Below are 19,312 nucleotides of genomic sequence, written 5' to 3' on the forward strand. Positions count from 1 at the left end.
TAATGATTTCACATTACTCGCGTGGCGCGGACTTGACCAGAGCGGAGATAAGCGTAGCTGAATTAACGCATGGCGTCGCGTGAATGAGAAGGACGGCGCAAACCGGCGCCGACATGTTTTTATGCCGGCATAAGCCGGCATCGTGTTCAGGCGGATCCCCGTCGCTGACATGGCGGAAGATTGCCGGCCGTCAGTTGAGCCAAATCTTCTGGTCGTCTTATTGCTCCGGCACTTGCGCCTCCAGCTCCTCAAGCCAGATCCGGGCGTTGCCGTCCGACGGCGCGCGCCAGTCGCCGCGCGGCGACAGGCTGCCCCCGGCGGTGACTTTCGGCCCGTTGGGCGAGGCCGAGCGCTTAAACTGGCTCAGGGTGAAAAAGCGCACCAGGAATACTTTCAGCCAGTGCCGTATTTCCGCCAGCGGATAGGCGCGGCGTTTCTCCTGCGGGAAACCCGGCGGCCAATCGCCGGCGGCGGCATCCCCCCAGGCGTGCAGCGCCAGAAAGGCGATTTTTGACGGCCGGAAGCCGTAGCGCAGGGTATAAAACAGGCTGAAATCCTGCAGATCGTAAGGGCCGATAAGGGATTCAGTGCTTTGCAACCCGCCGGCGTCGTCGGCGGGCACCAGCTCCGGCGAGATTTCCGTCGCCAGAATGGCCTCAAGCGTGGCCATGACCGGCGCCTCGAACTGGCCGGACGCGATCACCCAGCGAATCAGATGCTGGATCAACGTTTTCGGCACGCCGGCGTTGACATGGTAATGGGACATCTGGTCGCCGACGCCGTAGGTGCACCAGCCGAGCGCCATTTCGGACAGGTCGCCGGTGCCCACCACCATGCCGTTTTCGTGATTGGCCAGGCGGAACAGGTAATCGGTGCGCAAACCCGCCTGTACGTTCTCAAATGTCACATCATAGACCTTTTCGCCCCGGGCAAAGGGATGGCCCAGATCCTCAAGCATGCGCTGCGCGGCGGGGCGGATATCGATTTCACGGTGGGTGACGCCGAGCGCGTTGATAAGGCTTGCGGCGTTGTTATGCGTGCCGGCGCTGGTACCGAAGCCGGGCAGGGCGCAGGCGATGATATTTTCGCGCGGCAGCCCGAGCCGGTCCGCCGCCCTGGCGATCACAATCAGCGCCTGGGTGGAATCCAGGCCGCCGGAGACGCCGATCACCAGCCGTTTAATGCCGGTGGCGGTGATGCGCTGCGCCAGGGCGGCGACCTGGATGTTATAGGCCTCGTAACAGTCCTGGGCCAGCCGTTCCCGATCGGCGGGCACGAAGGGAAAACGCTCCACCCGCCGCTCGAAGCCGATATCGCGGGCGACGGGCGCCAGGTCGAATGAAATCCGCCGGAACGCGCCGACCCGCGCTTCGTGGGTACGGCGGTTATCGTCAAAGGTGCCCATGCGCATTCGTTCCTGGCGCAGCAAATCCAGATCGATATCCGCCACCGCGCTTTGCCCTGCCACGGCGAAGCGTTCGGTTTCCGCCAGCAGGCTGCCGTTTTCATAAATCACGCACTGGCCGTCCCACGCCACTTCGGTGGTGGATTCGCCGGTGCCCGCCGCGGCATACAAATAGGCGGCGAGACAGCGCATGGATTGTGACCGGCACAGCTGGCGGCGGGTATCCGCGCGCCCGATGGTGATGGGGCTGCCGGACAGGTTGGCCAGCACGGTGGCGCCGGCCAGCGCCGCTTCGGCGCTCGGCGGGATCGGCACCCAGAAATCCTCGCAAATCTCCACGTGCAGCACGAAGCCGGGCACATCCCGCGCGCTGAATAGCAGATCGGGACCGAAAGGCGCTTCCTGGCCGGCTAATGACAGGGTGCCGCGCGCCATATCCCCCGGCGCGCACTGCCGCCGTTCGTAAAATTCCCGATAAGTGGGCAGGTAGGATTTGGGCACCACCCCCAGCAGGCGGCCGCGGTGCAGCACCAGCGCGGTGTTATAGACGCGCCCGGCGTGACGCAGCGGCGCGCCTACCACCAGCACCGGCGTCAGGCCGGCGGTAGCCGCGAGCAGTTCCGCCACCGCGCGCTCCACCGCGTCCAGCAGCACATCCTGCAACAGCAGGTCTTCAATGGAATAGCCGCACAGCGATAATTCGGGGAAAATGGCCAGCGCCACGCCCCGGGCGTCAAGCCCATTGGCGGTCTCGGCTATGGCGCGGGCGTTGACCGACGGCTCGGTAAGGGCGCAGGGCAGGGTGCAGGCCGCCACGCGGGCAAAACCATGCTGGTAGAGGGAATGGAAGTTGTTTGACATAAGCGGCTCTTCTCACGTTGGACTGACGGTCATCGCAGAATAAACCCACTATAGCAGAAGGAGACGCCGGTTCGGCAACACCCGGCTGATTGCCCCGGCGCGCCAATTATCGTCGTCATGCGGTATCAAGGCGTCCGTCCCGTAAAGAACAGACACCCCGCGCGCGCGGCGCTAAAGCAACACGCGGGACGGGAGGCGTTTTAGCCGGCGGGGAATAAAAACGGATTAATGCCGCTGCGGCTAAAGCCTTTTTCTTCCAGTTTGGCATCCAGGATAACCGAGGCCAGATCGTCGGCCAGGCTTTCGGCGCAGGCCTCCTTATCCTGGCGGATCACTTTCAGGTAGCTGCGGCAATGACCGCAGCTTTCCGCGGTTACCGCCGCCTGGGTAGCGTCCAGCGACCAGTAGGCCAGGTCGTCGGTCTGCTCGCAGCTGCTGCACACCGCCCGCACCAGATGCCATTCGCTTTCGCACAATGCGCAGTGCAGATAGCGCAGGCCGGGTACGCCGCCTTTGCCGTGGATGACGCTTGCCGCCGGTGCGGTGCCGCAGAGCGGGCAATATTGCCGCCGGCCGCCGTCGGCCACGGCCTGGCCGCCGATCCGCCCGGCCAGCTGCGCCCAGTACAGCGACAGGGCCGCCCATACGAATGGCGCGCGGGCGCTGTCCGCCCGGGCAAAATCCCCGCTCAGCAGTGCCTGCGCCTCGGCCTCCAGCATACTGTCGGGCAGCGACGACAGAGTGTCCAGCGCCTGGCGCACGGCGGGCGCGGCGTCGGGCAGCAGCAGCGCGATGAGCGCCCGCAGCATGTCGCGCCACTGCGGCGTGCGCGCAAACGTCGCCGCATCCAGCGCAAGCGCGCCTTCAGCCGCAGCGGGCGGATTAACCCCGTCCGCCAGCGGCCGGGTCTCGAGCACCCGGCGCTGCGCCCGCGCCACGCCGGCGGCAAAACGCAGGTAATCACCGAACGGGTGATCCGCCGCCAACTGCAGCAGCCGATCGGCGCGCTGTTGATACAGATGCGGCAGGTCGGCCGCCAGCAGCGGCCTGATCGCCGATGTGGCGGCTATCTGGCGGGCGGATAAGCGGTGTTCGGGCACGATATGGATTGCCATCAGCGCCCCTCCTTGCGGCTGGCCGCCGCCAGGGCGTTTTTTTCCTGCAGCTCGCGATACCAGCGCGGATGGTGTTTTTTCGCCCAGGCCGCCGGCACCCAACCTTCCACCATAGCGGTAATGGTGCCCTTGACCCACAGGGCGGCATAGATATGCACCATAATCACCATAATCAATCCCACCGCCGCCAGCGAATGCACCAGCAGGGCGGCGCGGATAAGCGGGATGGGGAAATACCCGGCAAACCAGGGCCGCCAGATCATCACGCCGCTTACCAGCAACAGCGCCAGGCTGATAATCGCCGCCCAAAACACGCATTTCTGGCCGAAATTATACCGCCCGGTGTCGCCGACTTCCTGGTTAAGGGCGATTTTATGAATGTTCTTTGCCCAGTAGATATCATCGCGATTGATCAGGTTATGCCGCCAGTAACGCAGGAACATCAGCATAAAGGCGCAAAACATCACCACCCCGGCAAACGGATGCAGGATCCTGGCCAACTGCGGCGTGCCGAAGATATTCATCAGCCAATTGAACGAGGGGAAAAAAAAGCCCAGGCCGCTGAGCGAGACCAGGACAAAGCAGAACGCCACGATCCAGTGATTGATCCGCTCCGGCGCGCTGTAGCGCACAATCCGCTGTTGCTGTTTCATTTTCGTGGCTCCTGTTCGTGATCAGGTTCGTCATGCTGATGGTTATCGTCATCTTCGGCGCGGTTCGGCCCCACCCCGACATAATGGAATACCGTGGCGGCGAAAATGGCGGCGAAGCCGACGGCGGCCAGCGGTTTCCATACCCCTTTCCAGAAGGTGACCGCGGGACTGATGGCCGGGTTGTCCGGCAGGCCGTGGTAAAGCTGCGGCCGGTCCGCGTGATGCAGCACATACATGACGTGGGTGCCGCCGACCCCGGCCGGATCATACAGGCCGGCATGATGAAAACCGCGGGTATTCAGCTCGGCCACCCGTTCCGCCGCCAGGGTGGTCATATCCTCTTTGCTGCCGAAATGGATGGCGCCGGTGGGGCAGGTCTTGACGCAGGCCGGCTCCTGGCCCACCGCCACGCGATCAACGCACAGCGTGCATTTATAGGCGCGGTTGTCCTGCTGATTGATACGCGGCACGTTGAACGGACAGCCGGCGATACAGTAGCCGCAGCCGATGCAGTGCTCGGACTGGAAATCCACGATGCCGTTGGCGTACTGGATGATAGCCCCTTCCGCCGGGCAGGCCTTCAGGCAGCCCGGGTCGGCGCAGTGCATGCAGCCGTCCTTGCGGATCAGCCATTCCAGCCGGCCGTCCTGTTCCACCTCGGAAAAGCGCATCACCGTCCAGGATTTTGCGCTCAGGTCGAGGGGATTGTCGTAGACGCCGACGTTGATGCCCACCTCGTCGCGCAGATCGTTCCATTCCGAACAGGCCACCTGGCAGGCTTTGCAGCCGATGCAGGTGGTGACGTCGATAAGCTTGGCCACCGGATCCTGGAAATCCCGCGCGCGCGGCGCGGGGGTCAAACCGTTGGTGGCGGATTTACGGATAATATCCTGTGATTGCATTGCCATGTCCTATCCCCTATACCTTTTCCACATTGACCAGAAAGGCCTTATATTCCGGCGTCTGCGAATTGGCTTCGCCGACGTGGGGCGTTAGGGTATTGGCAAGGAATCCCTTTTTGGTGGTGCCCTCATAGCCCCAGTGACAGGGGATGCCGATGGTATCGATTTCCCGGCCGTCCACCAGCAGGGTGCGGATCCGTTTGGTCACCACCGCCTTGGCCTTGATAAAGCCGCGCTTGGAGGTAATCTTGACGCTGTCGCCGGCCTTGATGCCCTTGCTGGCCGCCAGCTTCTCGCCGATTTCGATAAATTGCTCCGGCTGGACGATGGCGTTGAGGCGCGCATGCTTGGTCCAGTGGCGGAACAGCTCGGTAATGGAATAGGTGGTGGCGACATACGGAAAATCGGCGGCCACGCCCAGGCGCAGGCGATCGGCGGCGAACAGGCGCGCCGCCGGGTTCATTATCACCGCGGCGTGCAGCGGATTGGTGCCGATGGGCGATTCCGCCGGTTCATAGTGTTCCGGGAAGGGGCCGTCCACCAGCTTATCGATGGCGTACAGACGGCCCATGCCTTCGGCCTGCATGATAAAAGGACCCACGCCGCTGCCCGGCGCGGCGTTGCCGTAGTCGGGAATATCAATCCCGGTCCAGCGGGCGCCGTCCCAGTGGATCAGTTCCCGTTTCGGATCCCACGGTTTGCCCTGGGCATCGGCCGAGGCGCGATTATACAAAATGCGGCGATTTTGCGGCCATGCCCAGGCCCAGCCGGGCGTGCAGCCCAGCCCCGACGGATCGCTGTTATCGCGCCGCGCCATCTGGTTGCCCTGCTCGGTCCAGCTGCCGGCGAAAATCCAGCAGAAACTGGCGGTGGATCCGTCATCGCGCAGCTGCGAGAAATCGGCCAGCTGCTGGCCTTTTTTCAGGATAACCGTACCCTGGTCGTCCTTCAGATCCGCCAGCGCGCGGCCGTTGCTTTCGCGGGCCAGTTCCTCCGGCGTCGGGTCAGCGGGATCGTGATAATCCCAGGCCATATTCATCAGCGGCGCCGGATTGGCTCCGCCCTCGCGGGCGTACAGCGCGCGCAGGCGCAGGAAAATCCCCGCCAGGATCACCCCGTCGTTACGGGCTTCTCCCGGCGGCTCGGCGCCTTTGAAATGCCATTGCAGCCAGCGCCCGGAGTTGACGATGGTGCCGTTCTCCTCGGCAAAACAGCTGGAGGGAAGCCGGAACACCTCGGTCTGGATGGCGGCCGGATCGACGTCGTTAAATTCGCCGTGGTGCTGCCAGAAACTGGAGGTTTCCGTCGCCAGGGGATCGATGATGACCAGGTATTTCAGTTTCGACAGCGCGCCGGAGGCTTTATTTTTATCGGCAAACGCCGCCACCGGATTAAAGCCCTGGGCGATATAACCGTTGACCTTGCCCTCGCTCATCATCTGCGTAAAGTTAAGGGCGTCGTAGCTTTGATCCCATTTCGGCAGCCAGTCGAAACCCCAGTCGTTGTCTTTGGTGGCGTTGGCGCCGTAAAAGCTTTTCATCAGGCTGACAAAAAACTTCGGCGTGTTTTTCCAGTAATTCACCTGATCCGGCAGCAGGGCCTTGGGCGTCGCCTGCGCCAGGTAGTCGGCGAGGGTGGTCTGTTTTTCCGAGGGCAGGTCCATATAACCGGGCAGGCGCAGGGACAGCAGGCCGAGATCGGTATACCCCTGGATATTGGAATGGCCGCGCAGCGCGTTGACGCCGCCGCCGGCCATGCCGATATTGCCCAGCAGCAGTTGAATCATGCCGGCGGTGCGGATAATCTGCGCGCCGGTGGTGTGTTGGGTCCAGCCCAGCGCGTACAGGATGGTGGCGGTTTTGTCCGGCGCGCTGGTTTCACCCAGGATGTGGCAAATCTTCAGGAAATCCGCCTGCGGAGTGCCGCAGATGCGCGCTACCATTGCGGGGGTGTAGCGGCTGACGTGCTCTTTAAGCATATTCCAGACGCAACGCGGATCGGTTAAGGTGGCGTCGCGCCGGGCAAAGCCGTTGTCATCCAGCTGGTACTGCCAGGAGGATTTATCATAGCGGTGCTTGTCGGCGTCGTAGCCGCTGAACAGGCCGTCGTCAAAACGATAGGCTTCGCCCACCAGCAGGCTGGCGTTGGTATAGGCTTTCACATACTCCATCTGCACTTTATTATTGCTCAGCAGATAGTTGATTACCCCCAGCAGGAAGGCGATATCGGCGCCGGCGCGGATGGGCGCGTAAAAATCGGCCACCGAGGCGGTGCGGTTAAAGCGCGGATCGACCACAACCACCTGGGCATGGTTCTTGGTTTTGGCTTCCATCACCCATTTAAAGCCGACCGGATGGGCCTCGGCCGGGTTGCCGCCCATCACCAGCACCACGTCGGCGTTTTTAATATCCACCCAGTTATTGGTCATGGCCCCCCGGCCGAAGGTCGGCGACAGGGCGGAGACGGTAGGGGCATGGCACAGCCGGGCCTGGGTATCAATGGCCAGCATGCCGAGCGCGCGGGTGATGCGCTGGTCAAGCATGCCGGTTTCATTGCTGGCGGCGGACGAGCACAGCATGCCGGTGGTCACCCAGCGGTTCACCGTCACCCCGGCGGCGTTTTTCTCGACGAAGTTGGCGTCCCGATCGGCCTTCATCAGGCGGGCGATGCGCTCGTAGGCGTCCTCCCAGCTGATGCGCTGCCAGGTATTCGAACCGGGCGCGCGGTATTCGGGATATTTCAGCCGCTGGTCGCTGTGGATAAAATCCACCAGGCCGGCGCCCTTGGGGCACAGCGATCCCCGGCTCACGGGATGGTCCGGGTCGCCCTCGATATGGAAAATCGCGGCTTTGGCGTTTTTGGCGCCGTCGCCCAGGCTATACATTAATATACCGCAGCCCACGGAACAGTAGGTGCAGTTATTCCGGGTCTCGTGCGCGCGCAATAACTTATATTGACGGGTCTCCGCCAGCGCGATATCCGGCGCAAAACCCAATGCGGCGGCGGCGGTGCCCGCCATTCCGCCCGCGCAGATTTTAAAGAATTGCCGTCTGCTGAATTGCATGAACGCTCCTGAATACGACATGTATCACATTATAATTCCGTGAAACAAAACCCGGATTTACAGTGACGGGCCGGGTTATGCGCTGCGCTTAGAGAGAGTGCTTTACGCCTTATTTTTTGTGTGGGTATTATCATTCAAATTAACGGGGTTGCAAATGCTTTTCACGGTTGTTAAAGGAAATATTAAATTGTTATTGGCGGGAAAATAACCACCGCGCCTGTCCTCCCGCCGGACGTCCCGCCATGACCGTCGCGGCACCGCCGTTTTTGCCGATAAGCGCTAACCTTGGTAAAGTTATGCTAAATCGCAGACAAAAGGATCGTTAACATGAACACGCTTCCCGTCGTTGCCGTGCTCGGCCTGGGCGCCATGGGCCATGCTTTTGCGGCCAATCTGGTTAAGAAAAACTTTACCGTCCGCGGCTGGAACCGCACCCCCGGGCGCGGCGAGGATCTGGAGGCAGCGGGCATGACGCTGTGCGATTCCGCGCGGGAGGCGGCCGGGAACGCCGACGTGGTTATCGTGATGCTTACGGACGCGGTGGCCACCGAAGCGGTGATCACCGGCGGGGACGGGATACTCGCCGCTCTGAAAGCGGGCGCGGTACTGGCGCAGATGGGCACCATCGGCGTCGAGTCCACCGACCAGCTTTACCGGGCCGTCACCGCGGCGCGTCCGGACGTGGTGTTTATCGACGCGCCGGTATCCGGCACCAAGGCCCCGGCCGAAAACGCGCAGATCACCGTGCTGGCCGGCGGCGATCGCGCGCGCGCCGCCGCCGTCGAGCCGGTATTCGCCGCCATCGCCAGGGGCACGCAATGGCTGGGGGCCGCCGGCGCCGGCGCGCGCATGAAACTGGTGGTCAACGCCTGGCTGATTGCCATGATGCAGGGCGTGGCGGAGAGCGTCGATCTGGCGCAGGCGCTGGGATTTTCACCGGATAATTTCTGGGATGCGCTGGAAGGCGGCCCGCTGGCGGCCCCCTATGTGAAAAACAAACTCGCGATGATCAAGGCCGACGACTATACGCCGCAAATGCAGCTGTCGCTGGCGCTCAAGGACGCCAATCTGGCCCTCGACGCCGCGGGGAACCGCGCCATGCCAGGCCTGCGCACTATCGCCGGCGTATGGCGCCAGGCGGTGGACGCGGGTCTTGGCGCCCAGGATATCGCGGTGGTGTACCGTTATCTGGGCACGAAAAAATAGCCCTTGCCGTCCTGCCGCCGGCAGGCGCCGGGACAAGGGCGCGCCGGTGGACGCGGGCGCAATCAGCTGTTTGCGGGGCACGACGGCCGCGGCATGATCCGGCTGCGCCGCCGGATGGCCAGCGCCAGCGCCATCGCCGCCAGCGATAAGGCGATGATGACCGTCCCGTAAATATTGGCCGTCGCCAGCAGGCCGGCGCGGCGCACCAGGAAGCCGGCGGCAATGGCCGGCAGGCTGTTGGCGAGATAGCATTCCACATAAAACGCGGCCATCAGTCCGGCCCGCTCGGCGGGGGCGGCCTGCGCCATCACCGTGCGCAGCGCGCCGAGAAAACCCGCGCCGAACCCCACGCCGGCGATAACCGATCCGGCCAGCAGCACCGATGCCATGCCATGGTTGGCCCCCAGCAGGATCGCCAGCACGCCCGCCACCAGCATCACGGCGCCCGCCAGCAACGAGGCGAAAGGGGTACGGCCACGGGTCGCCATAATCGCCGCGGCGCCGCTGAGCGTCAGCGCCGCCACCGCCAGTCCGCCCAACCAGACCGACGTAGAGTGGGTAACCTTGGCGATCAGAGACGGCATCAGCGACAGATAAAAACCGCCCAGCATCCAGATGGCGACATTGACCGGCGTTACCGCCAGCAGGGCGCCGCGCGCCTGCGCGGGAATAACCACGCTGGGCCGCAGCGAGGCCCAGGCCCCATGACGGCGCACGGCGGTTTCAGGCGTGCCCCAGGTCAGCGCCGCTTCGGCCGCGAAGACCAGCAGCAGCAGGGCATAGACCAGATGCAGCGGCGCGGGCGCGAACTGCAGCAGCGCGCAGGCGCCCAGCGCCCCCAGGGCCATGCCGGTCATCGGCGCAATGCTATTGGTCAACGCGCCGCGCTCATGATGCAGGTCCAGCAGCGCCGCGCCCAGGGCCGCCGACGCCAGTCCGGTGGCCAACCCCTGCAACGCCCGCGCGATGATAAGCCAGACGGGGCCGGCGGCGCCGAGGAACACCCCCATGGCCGACAGCTCCAGCAGCAGCGCCAGGCCGATGACCGGACGCCGGCCGATATAGTCGGACAGGGCGCCGGCGCTCAGCAGCGACGCCAGCAGGGCCAGGGCATAGGCGCTGTAGATAGTGGTCAGCAGCAGCGGCGAGAATGCCCACGAGGCCTGGTAAAGCCGGTAGAGCGGGGTTGGGGCGCTGGACGCGGCGTAAAAGGTTATCAGCGTGGCGGTATGTACCGCCGCGGCTAAATCAGGCTGGAAACGGCCCGGGACGGTGCGGTTTGACGCGGTAACGGTTGATTTGGGCATGGCGGTGCTCGTATAATAAACGCAAATTATTAGCTTTTATACATCCTAGAGGATACCCGGCACTAACGCAAATATTTTGCTTTAGTGCCGGGCGGCAGTACCCTGCGGCGCGCCTGGGACGCCGGCGGTCATCCTCTGGCAGGAACAGGAGTCATCAGCCATGGCTGACAAAAGTGGTGTCCGTCCCGGCGGCCGCAGCGCCCGCATACAGGCGGCGGTGCACCGGGCGGTGCGGGAATTACAGCAACAGGAAGGGCCAGGCGAACTGACGGTGCCGGCCATCGCCGCCCGCGCCGGCGTGACGCCGTCCACCCTCTACCGGCGTTGGGGCGATCTGGCGCAATTATTATCCGATGTCGCGCTGGCGCGGGTGCGTCCCGATGGCGAGCCGCGCGATACGGGGTCGTATCGGGGAGATCTGCGCGCGTGGCTGGAACAATACATCGATGAATTGGCCTCCGAGACCGGCCGGGCCATGATGCGCGATATCCTCGGCTGCGCCGCGCCGGGCAACGCCGGGAAATGCGCGGAATTTATCCGCCAGCAGCTCGATGTTATCCGCGACCGCGCCCTGGCGCGCGGCGAGGCGATTGTGGACAGCGATACCCTGATTGACCTGGTGGTGGCGCCGGTGGTTTATCGCCTGCTGTTTTCGCTATCGGCGCCTTCCGTTGAGCATGCCCTGGCGCTGCTGGACCATACGCTGGGCGCCGCCCCCAGGCGCGTCGGGTGACTTTTTGCCGGCTCCGGGCGGCCGCGCCGGGGGCTAAGCCCGACCGTTCGCCGGGCTATTTAACCGTTCGCCCGCGTATATGACCGCTTAATAATAATTTGCCTCTTTTTTCATCCATTCTGGCCTAGAGTACGCGCACATGTACCCTATAACAGAAGACCGCATCGAGATGAAAAATAATATCCTCAAGCATATCCCCTGGCTTATCATCGGCATTATCGGGGCCTGCTGCCTGGCCGTCGTGGCGTTGCGCCGGGGCGAGCATGTCAGCGCCCTGTGGATCGTGGTGTCGTCCGTGGCCGTTTATCTGGTGGCTTACCGCTACTACAGCCTGTATATCGCCACCCGGGTGATGGGGCTGGATCCCACCCGTTCGACGCCGGCGGTGGTCAATAACGACGGCCTGAACTACGTGCCGACCAACAGGAACGTCCTGTTCGGCCATCATTTCGCCGCCATTGCCGGCGCCGGTCCGCTGGTCGGACCGGTACTGGCCGCCCAGGTGGGCTACCTGCCGGGCACCATGTGGCTGCTGGCCGGGGTGGTTATCGCCGGCGCCGTGCAGGACTTTATGGTGCTGTTTATGTCCTCGCGCCGCAACGGCGTGTCGCTGGGCGAGATGATCAAGGAGGAAATGGGCCCGGTCCCCGGCACCATCGCCCTGTTCGGCTGTTTCCTGATTATGATTATTATCCTGGCGGTGCTGGCCCTGATCGTGGTGAAAGCGCTGGCCGAAAGCCCGTGGGGCGTGTTTACCGTCTGCTCGACGGTGCCCATCGCCCTGTTCATGGGCATTTATATGCGCTTCCTGCGCCCCGGACGGGTGGGCGAAGTGTCGGTTATCGGCGTGGTGGGGCTGCTGCTGGCCATTTGGTTTGGCGGCGTGATTGCCCACGACCCGTACTGGGGACCGGCGCTGACCTTTAAAGACACCACCATTACCTACACCCTGATTGGCTATGCCTTTGTTTCCGCCCTGCTGCCGGTATGGCTTATCCTGGCGCCGCGCGACTACCTGGCCACCTTCCTGAAAATCGGCGTGATTATCGGCCTGGCGGTGGGGATTGTCATCATCAATCCCGACCTGAAGATGCCGGCGATGACCCAGTTTATCGACGGCACCGGCCCGGTATGGAAAGGCGCGCTGTTCCCCTTCCTGTTTATTACCATCGCCTGCGGCGCCGTATCCGGTTTCCATGCCCTGATTGCCTCAGGTACCACGCCCAAGCTGCTGGCCAGCGAAAGCGATACCCGTTTTATCGGCTATGGCGCGATGTTGATGGAATCATTTGTCGCCATCATGGCGCTGGTGGCCGCGTCGATTATCGAACCCGGCCTGTACTTCGCCATGAACACCCCGCCGGCGGCGCTGGGCATCACCATGCCCGACCTGCATCGCCTCGGTACCTCGGACGCGCCGCTGATCCTGTCCTCGCTGCGCGATGTAACCACCCATGCGGCCGCCACCGTCAGCTCCTGGGGTTTTGTTATCTCCCCAGAGCAAATCATGCAAACCGCGCAGGATATCGGCGAGCCTTCGGTGCTTAACCGCGCAGGCGGCGCCCCGACGCTGGCGGTGGGCATTGCCCATGTCTTTAATAAGATCATCCCGGGCGCCGATATGGGCTTCTGGTATCATTTCGGCATTCTGTTCGAGGCCCTGTTTATCCTGACGGCGCTGGATGCCGGCACGCGTTCCGGCCGCTTTATGCTGCAGGACCTGCTGGGCAATTTTGTCCCGTTCCTGAAAAAAACCGACTCGCTGCTGGCCGGCATGGTGGGCACCGCGGGCTGCGTGGGCCTGTGGGGCTATCTGCTGTACCAGGGCGTGGTCGATCCGCTGGGCGGGGTAAAAAGCCTGTGGCCGCTGTTCGGCATCTCCAACCAGATGCTGGCCGCCGTCGCGCTGGTATTGGGCACCGTGGTGCTTATCAAGATGAAACGCACCCGCTATATCTGGGTAACGGTGGTGCCGGCGGTTTGGTTGCTGATCTGCACCACCTGGGCGCTGGGGCTTAAGCTGTTCAGCCAGAATCCGCAGCTTGAAGGGTTCTTGTACCAGGCCAGCCTGTACAAGCGCCGCATCGCCGAGCAGGGCGCCGGGCTAACGGAACAACAGATTAGCAACATGCATCACATAGTCGTCAATAACTACACCAATGCCGGCTTAAGCGTCCTGTTCCTGATTGTTGTCTACAGCATAATCTTCTATGGTATTAAAACGGCGCTGAAAGCCCGCGGCAACGCCGCGCGCACGGATAAGGAAACGGCGTATGTCGCCGTGCCGGAAGGGGGTATCATCACCTCAAGCAGCCACTGATACGGCATCATAAGCCCTGTCCCGCATAACCGGTGGTTATGCGGGCGTTTTTACACTGGAGATACCGCATGTTTGGAAATTTGGGTCAGGCAGGTAAGTATTTGGGACAGGCTGCCCGGATGTTGGTCGGTATTCCGGATTATGATTATTATGTCCAGCATATGAAGACCAATCATCCCGATCAGCCGGTCATGGACTACGAAGCGTTTTTCCGCGATCGTCAGGAAGCGCGCTACGGCGGTAACGGCAAGGGCGGTTTTCGCTGCTGTTGACACACGAGGATTCGAGCATGGACCAGCCGCTGCCGGCCACCATCCTGACCGGCTTTTTCGGCGCGGGGAAAACCACCCTGCTGCGCCATATACTGCATGCCGACCATGGCGAAAAGATCGCCGTGATAGAAAATGAATTCGGCGAAGTCCCCATCGACAATACCCTCCTGGGCGATCGCGCCACCCGCATTACCACCTTAAGCAACGGCTGTATTTGCTGCTCCAGCGCCAACGAGCTGGCGGATGCCCTGCTGGATTTACTGGCGGGCATCGATCGCGGCGAGGTCGATTTTACCCGCCTGGTGATTGAATGTACCGGCATGGCCGACCCGGGACCGGTGATCCAGACCTTTTTTTCCCATCCGGTTATCAGCGAGCGTTTCCTGCTTGACGGCGTGATCGCCCTGGTGGACGCGGTGCATGCCGACGGACAGCTGAACGAGTTCGCCCTGGCCCAGGCCCAGGTGGGATTTGCCGATCGCATCCTGCTCACCAAAACCGATATCGCCGGCGAGAGCGGCGATTTGATTGCGCGCCTGCAGCATATCAACGCCCGCGCGCCCGTGTACCGGGTGGTCAACGGCGAGATAGGGCTGGATCGGCTGTTTAACGTCGAGGGTTTTATCCTGAATGATAACCTGACCGTGGCCCGGCCGCGTTACCGGCCGCTTATCGAGCCGCAAAACGCCATCCGCTCCATCGTGGTGAACCTGGCGCGGCCGCTGGCGCTGCAGACGGTATCGGACATTATGGAAGGCCTGCTGGCGACCTATGCCGATAATCTATTACGCTATAAAGGCATTTTAGCCATCGAAGGCGACCCCCGGCGCCTGCTGTTCCAGGGGGTACAACGCCTGTATAACGCCGATTGGGACCGGGAATGGCGCGATGACGAGCAGCCGGCCAGCGTGCTGGTGTTTATCGGCGTCGGACTGCCGGAGTCCGAGATCCGGGACGCTTTCGCCGCGTTCAGGTAAGCCGGCGTTTAACGTGCAAGGTAAGAGTATTGCCGCCTGGCCATCGCCTCAGGCCCGCCCGTGAACCGGGCGGGCCTGATTGTTTTAAGGACCAGGCCTGGACAGCTGGGGCGCCGCACGGCAGGGGGATAAAAGGCGCTGTTCCGGCTGATGCGAAGATTCACACATTGTTGTGAAAAGCGGATAAATGATTAAATATACTATTATCAATTAGTTAATTCCAATTAAGCGCTATAATTCCGTTACGCTTTTGTGATGGCCATCATCTCAATGTGAAGCCAATACGTACAAAATTTCACACATGTTCACAACAACCCGGATGACAGGAAATGACGTTATCGTTAGGCGTTATTGCTGATGATTTTACCGGCGCCACCGACATCGCGAGTTTTATCGCGCTGGCCGGTTGGCGCGTGGTCCAGCTTAACGGTATCCCGCAGCAGCCGCTGCCGCTGGAAGACGTTGACGCGGTGGTGATTTCCCTGAAGACCCGCTCCTGCCCGGCGCCGGAAGCCATAAGCCAGTCGCTGGCGGCGTGCCGGTGGTTGCGGGTACAGGATTGCCGGAAGATCTACTTTAAATATTGCTCCACCTTTGATTCCACGCCGCACGGCAATATCGGCCCGGTTACCGATTCCCTGCTGGCCGAGACCGGGGCTGCGCTTGCCATCCTGTGCCCGGCGCTGCCGGTCAACGGCCGCACCGTGATCCACGGCTATCTGTTCGTCAACGGCCGGCTGCTGAACGAATCCGGCATGCAAAACCATCCCCTCACGCCGATGACCGACGCCAATCTGCTAAGAGTGATGGACGCCCAGGCCGCGGGTGAAACCGGGCTGCTCCCGCTCGCGACGCTGCGCCGGGGGACCCGGGCCGTGCGGGAGCGTCTGGAGGAACTGCGGCGCGAGGGGCGGCGCTATCTCGTTGCCGATGTGCTCGACGACGCTGATTTGACGCTTCTGGCGCAAAGCCTGCCGGACGACGTGCTGCTGACCGGCGGTTCGGGCCTGGCCGGCGCATTGGCCGCGCTTTCGCCCCGCGACGGCGACAGCGCGGCGGCGCAGGCCGTGCCGCCGGCCACGGGTCGCGCCGTGGTGCTGTCGGGCAGTTGCTCGCGCATGACCAATACGCAGGTTGATCACTATCGCCGCCAGGCGCCCGCCCGGGCGATCGACGTCACACGCTGCCTGGAGAACGGCGCGCTGTATGCGCGGGAGCTGGCGCAATGGGTGATGGATCAGCCCCCCCGGCCGGCGCCCATGCTGTTCGCCACCCAGGCCGCCGACGTGGTCAGGGCGGTACAGGCCCGCTACGGCGTCGCCGCCACCGGCGCCGCCATCGAACGATTGTTTGCCGATATCGCGCTGTCCCTGTTTCAGCAGGGTTTTAGTAAATTTATTATTGCCGGCGGCGAGACCTCCAGCCTTATCACGCAACGGCTCGGCGTGAGCGGCTTTGCCATTGGCCGGACTATCGCCCCCGGCGTGCCCTGGGTCAGGGATATCGAGCGGCCTTTATGGCTGGCGCTGAAGTCCGGCAATTTTGGCGAGACAGATTTTTTTAACCAGGCACAGGAGCTTTATCAATGACGGAAGCCGAATTACGCGCACAAATGGCGACGCTGGCCCATTCCATGTTTATGCGCGGCTACAGCAGCGGCGGGGCGGGAAATCTCAGCTGCCGCCTGCCCGACGGCGGTTTCCTGGTGACGCCCACCAACTCCAGCTTCGGCGCCCTGGACCCGGCGACGCTCAGCAAACTCAACGCCGCGGGAGAACATATCGCGGGCGCCAGGCCGTCCAAGGAATCGGTAATGCACCTGAATTTTTACCGGCGACGTCCCGATATCGGCGGCGTGGTGCATCTGCATTCGCCCGCGCTGACCGCGCTGTCCTGTATGCCCGGCCTGAACGCCGAGAACTGCCTGCCGCCGATAACGCCCTATTACGTCATGCGCGTCGGCAAGCTGCCGCTGGTGCCGTATTTCCGCCCCGGGCATCCCGGCCTTGCCGAGGCGATTGGCGATCTCGCCCCGACGCATAACGCCATGCTGCTGGCTAACCACGGGCCGGTAATCGGCGGCGCCGGCCTGCTGGAAGCGGTGTTCAACGCGGAAGAACTAGAGGACACGGCGCGTCTGTATATTACACTGCTACCTTATGGCATGGTGACATTAACAGGTGAACAAGTTGCAGAGCTGGAACGGACCTTTAAAAAAGCCTAACGCGGGGCGTCGCGATGTTGCCCGATGAACGCCGTAATTTTATCTACAGCCACCTGCATCAATATGCCCGGGTGACCATCGGCGATCTGGCTAAATTGCTGGATGTGTCCCATATGACCATTCGCCGCGACGTGCAGTTTATGGAGAACGAGGGCAAGGTTACGGTGATAAGCGGCGGGGTTAAACTCAACGAGGCGCTGAAACAGGAACTGCCCTATGTGGAAAAAGCGTTATTGCATCACCGCAGCAAACGCCATATTGGCGCGGTGGCGGAAATACTGGTTGAGTCGGGGCAGGTTATATATCTGGACGCGGGTACCACCACCTTTGAAATTGCCCGCTGTATCGCGGCGAAATTAAAAAAGATAACCATTATTACTAATGATTTCACAATTAGTGATTTTTTAATGAAAATGCCGCACGTCAATTTATTTCATACCGGCGGCCAGGTGGATATGCGCAATCGATCCTGCGTCGGCAATAGCGCCGCGCAGTTTATTCGCGGCCTGAATATCGATATTGCATTTATCAGCACCAGTTCCTGGGATATTGAACACGGCCTGTCCACGCCCGACGAAGGCAAAGCCCAGGTCAAGCAGGCGGTGCTGGCCTCCGCCAGGCGCAATATCCTGGTGACCGACAGCAGTAAATACGGCAAATATGGCATGTTCCATATATGCCCACTGGCGCAGCTGACCGATATTATTTATGACGATCAGCTGCCCGATGACATTGAAAACCGATTACGGCAGCTGCCGATCCGGTTACATAAAGCCATTAGTTAGGAGCATGCCGGAAAGCCTATGGGAAAAAGTCATATACCGTTAAGCCAATAATTTATAACACACCGCGCCAATCATTCTTGGGCGATTAAAAAATAATAATGATCTGTACTCTATCTGTCCGGAGGGGATATGCAATTCGATATTTCGCAATTTTTTGCTTTAATCAGCGCCATTGCCTTGTTAATTGTACTTATTACCTATTTTAAATTTCATCCTTTTTTAGCCCTGATAATCACCGCCGGATTTTTAGGACTGGCGGCGGGCCTTAGCCCGACGGCCACGATCAAAAGCTTCGAAAAAGGCTTCGGCGGCGTATTGGGATCCACCGGGCTGGTGGTCGGGCTCGGCACCATGCTGGGCGGATTATTGCTGGAATCGGGCGGGGCGGACAAAATCGCCAATACCTTTATCCGCCTGGGGCCGGTGCGCGCCATACCGGCCACTATCTGCGTCGCGGCGTTGATAATCGGCCTGCCTCATCTGTTCGACGTCAGTTTCGTGATGCTGGTGCCGCTGGTGTACGCCATTGCCTGTCGCACCCATAGCCAGCTGCTGCGCATCGGCATTCCCATGGCCGCCGGTTTGTACGTGGCGCACGGTCTGTTGTTGCCGCACCCGGCGCCGACGCTGGCCATGACCACCTATCATGCCGATGCGGGCATGGCGATGTTTTTCGGCCTGATTATCGCGGTGCCCATGGCGGCCTTGTCCGGCCCGGTATTCACCCATTTCGCCATGAAATACTTTCCGGAGCTGGGGCGCCAGAGCTTCGGCGCCGGGGACGCGCAGGAAGAACAGCAGGCCGGCAAAACCACCCGCAGCCCGTCGTTCTGGCTGGCGATGCTGACCATTCTGCTGCCGCCGCTGTTAATGATGACGCGCTCGCTGTGCATCGGCTTTATCAGCAAGGAGAATCCGCTGTATGAAGCGGTTAACGCCATCGGCGACCCGATTGTTTCGCTGTTGATCGCAGTGCTGTTCGCCCTCTACGCCCTGGGGATACGCAGCGGTTTCACCATGGCGCAACTGCAGAAGATGCTCGGCAAGTGCCTCGGCCCCTGCGCGGTGATTATCCTTATCCTGGGCGCCGGCGGCGGCCTGAAAGAGATGCTGCTGGCCACCCATGTCAGCACCCTGATCGCCGATTGGGCGGTACACTGGAATATTTCGCCGCTGATCCTGGCCTGGCTGGTGGCGGCGCTCATCCGCATCGCCATCGGCTCCGCGACGGTTGCGGTGGTCACCACCGCAGGGATTATCGCGCCGCTGGCCGCCAACAGCGGCGTCAACCTGGAACTGCTGGTCTTGGCCACCAGCACCGGCGGCCTGATGCTGTCGCACGTTAACGACTCCGGTTTCTGGCTGTTCAAAGAATATTTTCATCTCACCGTGGGCGAGACGCTAAAAAGCTGGACGTTGCTGGTTTCCTTCCAATCGGCGCTGGGACTGGCGTTTGTCCTGCTGCTTAACCTGATTGTCGGCTAACGC

At 61.8% G+C, this 19,312-nt stretch carries 15 protein-coding genes; 9 read left to right on the plus strand and 6 right to left on the minus strand.

What is annotated here, in order from left to right:
• Positions 1–217 precede the first annotated feature (217 nt).
• From ACL2XQ_RS07800 to fdnG, 5 genes are all read right to left on the minus strand, one after another.
• On the minus strand, positions 218–2,266 hold the full coding sequence (locus ACL2XQ_RS07800; protein WP_413740211.1) for an NAD(+) synthase: 2,049 nt from the start codon (positions 2,264–2,266) through the stop codon (positions 218–220).
• A gap of 200 nt (positions 2,267–2,466) precedes the next feature.
• A complete protein-coding gene (fdhE, locus tag ACL2XQ_RS07805) occupies positions 2,467–3,381 on the minus strand; it encodes a formate dehydrogenase accessory protein FdhE (RefSeq protein ID WP_413740212.1) in 915 nt (304 codons plus the stop codon).
• Positions 3,381–4,034 (minus strand): formate dehydrogenase cytochrome b556 subunit, encoded by a 654-nt coding sequence (gene fdoI / locus ACL2XQ_RS07810; RefSeq protein ID WP_413722478.1) that lies wholly within the window; start codon positions 4,032–4,034, stop codon positions 3,381–3,383. Before fdoI ends, fdhE begins: the two co-directional genes overlap by 1 nt.
• Complete coding sequence (gene fdxH, locus ACL2XQ_RS07815; RefSeq protein WP_410015668.1) at positions 4,031–4,942, minus strand: formate dehydrogenase subunit beta; 912 nt, start codon at positions 4,940–4,942, stop codon at positions 4,031–4,033. The genes fdoI and fdxH overlap by 4 nt, the downstream gene beginning before the upstream one ends.
• 10 nt (positions 4,943–4,952) lie before the next feature.
• Complete coding sequence (gene fdnG / locus ACL2XQ_RS07820; RefSeq protein ID WP_413740213.1) at positions 4,953–8,000, minus strand: formate dehydrogenase-N subunit alpha; 3,048 nt, start codon at positions 7,998–8,000, stop codon at positions 4,953–4,955.
• 327 nt (positions 8,001–8,327) lie between these two features.
• On the opposite strand from fdnG, the gene ACL2XQ_RS07825 reads away from it, so the two are divergent.
• Entirely contained in the window at positions 8,328–9,206 is an 879-nt protein-coding gene (locus ACL2XQ_RS07825) for an NAD(P)-dependent oxidoreductase (protein WP_413740215.1), read from the plus strand.
• Between the two features lie 62 nt (positions 9,207–9,268).
• Here the strand turns inward: ACL2XQ_RS07825 and ACL2XQ_RS07830 are convergent, their stop codons facing one another.
• On the minus strand, positions 9,269–10,513 hold the full coding sequence (locus tag ACL2XQ_RS07830; RefSeq protein ID WP_413740216.1) for an MFS transporter: 1,245 nt from the start codon (positions 10,511–10,513) through the stop codon (positions 9,269–9,271).
• A gap of 160 nt (positions 10,514–10,673) precedes the next feature.
• On the opposite strand from ACL2XQ_RS07830, the gene ACL2XQ_RS07835 reads away from it, so the two are divergent.
• The 8 genes from ACL2XQ_RS07835 to ACL2XQ_RS07870 all read left to right on the plus strand — a co-directional run bounded on the left by ACL2XQ_RS07835 (position 10,674) and on the right by ACL2XQ_RS07870 (position 19,309).
• Positions 10,674–11,246 carry a TetR/AcrR family transcriptional regulator gene (locus tag ACL2XQ_RS07835; RefSeq protein WP_410015664.1) on the plus strand — a complete coding sequence of 191 codons (573 nt, stop codon included), beginning with the start codon at positions 10,674–10,676 and terminating at the stop codon, positions 11,244–11,246.
• Between the two features lie 169 nt (positions 11,247–11,415).
• Positions 11,416–13,566 carry a carbon starvation CstA family protein gene (locus ACL2XQ_RS07840; protein ID WP_410015663.1) on the plus strand — a complete coding sequence of 717 codons (2,151 nt, stop codon included), beginning with the start codon at positions 11,416–11,418 and terminating at the stop codon, positions 13,564–13,566.
• A gap of 68 nt (positions 13,567–13,634) precedes the next feature.
• A complete protein-coding gene (locus ACL2XQ_RS07845; protein ID WP_331120216.1) occupies positions 13,635–13,838 on the plus strand; it encodes a YbdD/YjiX family protein in 204 nt (67 codons plus the stop codon).
• A gap of 17 nt (positions 13,839–13,855) precedes the next feature.
• Positions 13,856–14,815: a GTPase gene (gene yjiA / locus ACL2XQ_RS07850; protein WP_413722483.1), complete on the plus strand. Its 960-nt coding sequence runs from the start codon at positions 13,856–13,858 to the stop codon at positions 14,813–14,815.
• A 329-nt stretch (positions 14,816–15,144) separates the two neighbouring features.
• Positions 15,145–16,404, plus strand: coding sequence for a 3-oxo-tetronate kinase (gene otnK, locus ACL2XQ_RS07855; protein WP_413740217.1), 1,260 nt, complete (start codon positions 15,145–15,147; stop codon positions 16,402–16,404).
• Positions 16,401–17,039, plus strand: coding sequence for an aldolase (locus ACL2XQ_RS07860; protein ID WP_410015660.1), 639 nt, complete (start codon positions 16,401–16,403; stop codon positions 17,037–17,039). The genes otnK and ACL2XQ_RS07860 overlap by 4 nt, the downstream gene beginning before the upstream one ends.
• Positions 17,040–17,053: 14 nt before the next feature.
• On the plus strand, positions 17,054–17,824 hold the full coding sequence (locus ACL2XQ_RS07865; protein ID WP_410015659.1) for a DeoR/GlpR family DNA-binding transcription regulator: 771 nt from the start codon (positions 17,054–17,056) through the stop codon (positions 17,822–17,824).
• A gap of 129 nt (positions 17,825–17,953) precedes the next feature.
• Positions 17,954–19,309, plus strand: a complete 1,356-nt coding sequence (locus ACL2XQ_RS07870) for a gluconate:H+ symporter (RefSeq protein ID WP_413740218.1) — start codon at positions 17,954–17,956, stop codon at positions 19,307–19,309.
• Positions 19,310–19,312: the final 3 nt, after the last annotated feature.

The sequence above is a fragment of the Sodalis sp. RH14 genome, assembly GCF_047324285.1.
Lineage (GTDB): Bacteria > Pseudomonadota > Gammaproteobacteria > Enterobacterales > Enterobacteriaceae > Acerihabitans.

Coding starts and splice junctions, on each gene's coding strand:
- fdhE (WP_413740212.1), bottom strand. CDS start 3,381: ATGGCAATCCATATCGTGCCCGAACACCGCTTATCCGCCCGCCAGATA.
- ACL2XQ_RS07845 (WP_331120216.1), top strand. CDS start 13,635: ATGTTTGGAAATTTGGGTCAGGCAGGTAAGTATTTGGGACAGGCTGCC.
- ACL2XQ_RS07825 (WP_413740215.1), top strand. CDS start 8,328: ATGAACACGCTTCCCGTCGTTGCCGTGCTCGGCCTGGGCGCCATGGGC.
- ACL2XQ_RS07800 (WP_413740211.1), bottom strand. CDS start 2,266: ATGTCAAACAACTTCCATTCCCTCTACCAGCATGGTTTTGCCCGCGTG.
- yjiA (WP_413722483.1), top strand. CDS start 13,856: ATGGACCAGCCGCTGCCGGCCACCATCCTGACCGGCTTTTTCGGCGCG.
- ACL2XQ_RS07870 (WP_413740218.1), top strand. CDS start 17,954: ATGCAATTCGATATTTCGCAATTTTTTGCTTTAATCAGCGCCATTGCC.
- ACL2XQ_RS07860 (WP_410015660.1), top strand. CDS start 16,401: ATGACGGAAGCCGAATTACGCGCACAAATGGCGACGCTGGCCCATTCC.
- fdnG (WP_413740213.1), bottom strand. CDS start 8,000: ATGCAATTCAGCAGACGGCAATTCTTTAAAATCTGCGCGGGCGGAATG.
- otnK (WP_413740217.1), top strand. CDS start 15,145: ATGACGTTATCGTTAGGCGTTATTGCTGATGATTTTACCGGCGCCACC.
- ACL2XQ_RS07835 (WP_410015664.1), top strand. CDS start 10,674: ATGGCTGACAAAAGTGGTGTCCGTCCCGGCGGCCGCAGCGCCCGCATA.
- fdoI (WP_413722478.1), bottom strand. CDS start 4,034: ATGAAACAGCAACAGCGGATTGTGCGCTACAGCGCGCCGGAGCGGATC.
- fdxH (WP_410015668.1), bottom strand. CDS start 4,942: ATGGCAATGCAATCACAGGATATTATCCGTAAATCCGCCACCAACGGT.
- ACL2XQ_RS07840 (WP_410015663.1), top strand. CDS start 11,416: ATGAAAAATAATATCCTCAAGCATATCCCCTGGCTTATCATCGGCATT.
- ACL2XQ_RS07865 (WP_410015659.1), top strand. CDS start 17,054: ATGTTGCCCGATGAACGCCGTAATTTTATCTACAGCCACCTGCATCAA.
- ACL2XQ_RS07830 (WP_413740216.1), bottom strand. CDS start 10,513: ATGCCCAAATCAACCGTTACCGCGTCAAACCGCACCGTCCCGGGCCGT.